Annotated in this window: 2 protein-coding genes and 2 pseudogenes; 1 reads left to right on the forward strand and 3 read right to left on the reverse strand. The window is 55.9% G+C overall.

Going from position 1 to position 2,746, the window contains the following annotated elements; translation table 11 throughout:
* Positions 1 to 314: pseudogene (locus tag ACH2EH_RS24765) on the reverse strand (hypothetical protein); the annotation flags it as partial.
* Between the two features lie 63 nt (positions 315 to 377).
* Between ACH2EH_RS24765 and ACH2EH_RS24770 the strand changes: the two are divergent.
* Positions 378 to 905, forward strand: coding sequence for a VanZ family protein (locus tag ACH2EH_RS24770; protein WP_395146029.1), 528 nt, complete (start codon positions 378 to 380; stop codon positions 903 to 905).
* A 6-nt stretch (positions 906 to 911) separates the two neighbouring features.
* Here ACH2EH_RS24770 and ACH2EH_RS24775 read toward each other — a convergent pair whose 3' ends face one another.
* On the reverse strand, positions 912 to 1,787 hold the full coding sequence (locus ACH2EH_RS24775) for an amidohydrolase family protein (RefSeq protein WP_395146030.1): 876 nt from the start codon (positions 1,785 to 1,787) through the stop codon (positions 912 to 914).
* A gap of 24 nt (positions 1,788 to 1,811) precedes the next feature.
* Positions 1,812 to 2,746 (reverse strand): annotated as a pseudogene (locus tag ACH2EH_RS24780) (FAD-binding protein); the annotation flags it as partial.

The raw sequence follows: 2,746 nt of genomic DNA on the forward strand, positions 1-2,746 counted from the left end.
GCACGGCCAATTTGTTTGGAATCCGGGTCACAGAGCGCCACGATATTGACATCGGGTCGTGCCAGAAAAGCGTTTAAGTTTGACCTCCCCTGGCCACCACAGCCGATCAGGGCGACATTGATCTTATCCTGCGGTGATACATGCGTGGGCAGGAGTGTCTCTTCGCCAAAGTTCACGCCGTAGTCGTGGGCGGCGCGGCCATTCTGCGCCCCATAGACCGGCTGCATATCCAGTGCGCCCAGCATTCCCAGCCCGAGCGCTGTGTGGCCCGCCCCAGAAAGTAGCCCACGTCGCGTCATCTTTTCATTTTTCATGGAGTTAAGTTCGCAGAGGAAACCGATTTTTCCTTTTTCGGATAGCGGTATACTGAGAAATCTATGCGTCGTTCCCTTCTGAGAGTCACGGTCTATGGGCTCCCCCTGTTGTTATGGATCACTTTCGCAGCGCTTGCCGCCACGGAGCTGGGGAGCTACAAGCAGTCCTGGGATATTTTGCAACGGGTGTTCGGCTGGCTGGAGCCTGGATTTTACACGTCCGATCCTCAGGTTATCTCCATGTATCAGCTCACTCAGATCGCGCGCAAGCTCGCCCATGTTTTTGTCTATGCCGTTCTGGCGCTGCTAACTATCCGCGTGTGCCAGGCAGGGCGCCCCCGCCTTCGAGGACTCTCGCTGATTATGGCAGTGGTCGTCTCCCTGGCATTTCTAGGAGTGGAGATCTATCTGCGGCTGCACCAGTCCGAGGGGACGCGGCATGTGCGGCTGGAGCAGTTTGTCCTTGATCTCATCGGAGTCGGTGGGGTACTGGTGGGGACACCACTTTTCTTCGGACTCAAGACACTGGAGCGCTGGCTGCTGACGGAGAGTCGGAAGCCAGAGCAATTGGCCGAAAACCCCAAAATTTAGTCTTTCTTAGCTGGGCAGCCCGTAGAAACGCTTGGCGTTCTCATGGAAGAGCTTATGCTTCTCGTCACTGGGACGATCTTTCACGATCTCATTAAGAGTCTCGACCCAGCCGCGAAAGCTGGATGTCAAGTTGCAGACAGGCCAGTCGCCACCAAACATCACTCGGTCTATTCCAAATGCCTCGATCGTGGGGAGAACCACGGGAGTGAGCGCTTTGGTGGCACTCATGCCTGGCTTGACAGTCTTGATAATTCCCGAGACCTTGCAGACAATATTAGGACGCTTGGCAAGCTCTTTCATGTCCTTGGCCCACTGCGCCTGGTTAGGGTTGGCTGCCATTCCGTTGCCGCAATGATCCAAAACGAACCGAGTCTTGGGGCACTTGTCTACCAGCTTTGCCGCATCTGAGAGCTCGGTTGGGCGGATACAGATATCAAAACTTAGCCCGAGCTCACCGAGAAGCTGGATATTTTTCACGTAGGTGGGCTGAAGGCAGAGACCACGCGGGGCATCGGGCACTTGCAGCACTTGCCGGACGCCTTTTAAATAGGGGCTCTTCGCGAACTTCTTGACGTAGTCCGCAAAGCCAGGAAGTGCGGGGCGGCAGGAGACGACCCCGGCGGCCATCACCGTTTTGTGGCTGGCACAGAGCGCTTCGATGTATCTCGCCTCGGCAAGCTGTTGCTTGAGTGCGACATCTACCTCCATGTAGACTGTCTTGACGACATTCAGGCCCGCCGTCGCTTTGGCGTAGTCCGTGAGGGTCATGCTGTGGTTAAGCTTTGGCTCAGACTTTAGCCACGGTGGCTGGAACTTGGTGAAGTCCCACAGGTGCTGGTGGGTATCAATGATCGGAATTATCTCTAAGTTTAGGGGGGCCATCGTCGGGAATCCTCTGTCGTTTGATTAGCGCCGATTATACCCGGGAATCAGGTTCGAAAGATGCGGCGCGGGAGAAAAGATGCGGCGGTAGAGATCGGTCTGCAGAAGGTTTTCGGGATCGAGGTGCTGCTTGAGTGCGCGGAAACGCTGGACACGCTCCTCAGCCAGATAGGCTTGCAGGCGTGCGGGATGGAGCGTGCTGTCTTTCGCGAAGTAGAACCGCCCCCCGGCGGCGAGCACCAGTGTATCTAGCTCCGCCGCGAGCGCCCAGACTGTCTCTCGATTTTTTCTCGTGAGCTTGAAGTCTAAGGCAAACGAGTAGCCATCCACCGAGTGCGTCATCAGAAACGGATCGCTGCGATGGCGCTTTAACACGCCGAGATACGGAACGATGCCGCGCTTCTGGCAGAGCGTAAGCTGCTCCGTGAAGCATTTTTCGGCGGTCTCTTTGGGAATAAAGCTCTGGTACTGGATCAGGCCACCGGGCAGGTAAGCGTACTTCCAGCCGGGGACGTAGTCTAAAAGAAACGCAAACCCCGCGTGGGTGACATCGTGCACTTTGCCCTGCGTGAGAGTGACCGATGACAGATATTTTAGAAAGTTAATCGCCCGCATCCCAAGGTTATTGGTAAAGGGCTGGATAAATTTCCACATGATGCTCTTGGGCAGCAGGCCAAAGAGCGTGTCGGGCAGCTCCTGATGAACAACTTGTAGGGTCTGGGCGGGAATGGTGTCCTCGCCGGGCTTCAGGTAATCCGCGCGGTGGATCTGCCCACGTCCACTCTGCTCGCCCGCACCGAAACAGTCTATCCAACCCACCAGATAGTCCGAGTCCACGAGGTGCTTTTCAAACTCGGTGAACATCTCGCGCCAGTTTTTTACGCCGATGGGCGTGACTCTCAGATGCCCGGAGTAGACTTTTTTAAGCTCGATTTTGATGCGTGTGAAGACACCGAGCA

It is taken from the genome of Armatimonas sp. (assembly GCF_043760365.1).
Classification (GTDB): domain Bacteria; phylum Armatimonadota; class Armatimonadia; order Armatimonadales; family Armatimonadaceae; genus Armatimonas.

Bases quoted from the DNA above. Each gene is read 5' to 3' on its own strand.
- ACH2EH_RS24775 (WP_395146030.1), bottom strand. From the start codon at position 1,787: ATGGCCCCCCTAAACTTAGAGATAATTCCGATCATTGATACCCACCAG.
- ACH2EH_RS24770 (WP_395146029.1), top strand. From the start codon at position 378: ATGCGTCGTTCCCTTCTGAGAGTCACGGTCTATGGGCTCCCCCTGTTG.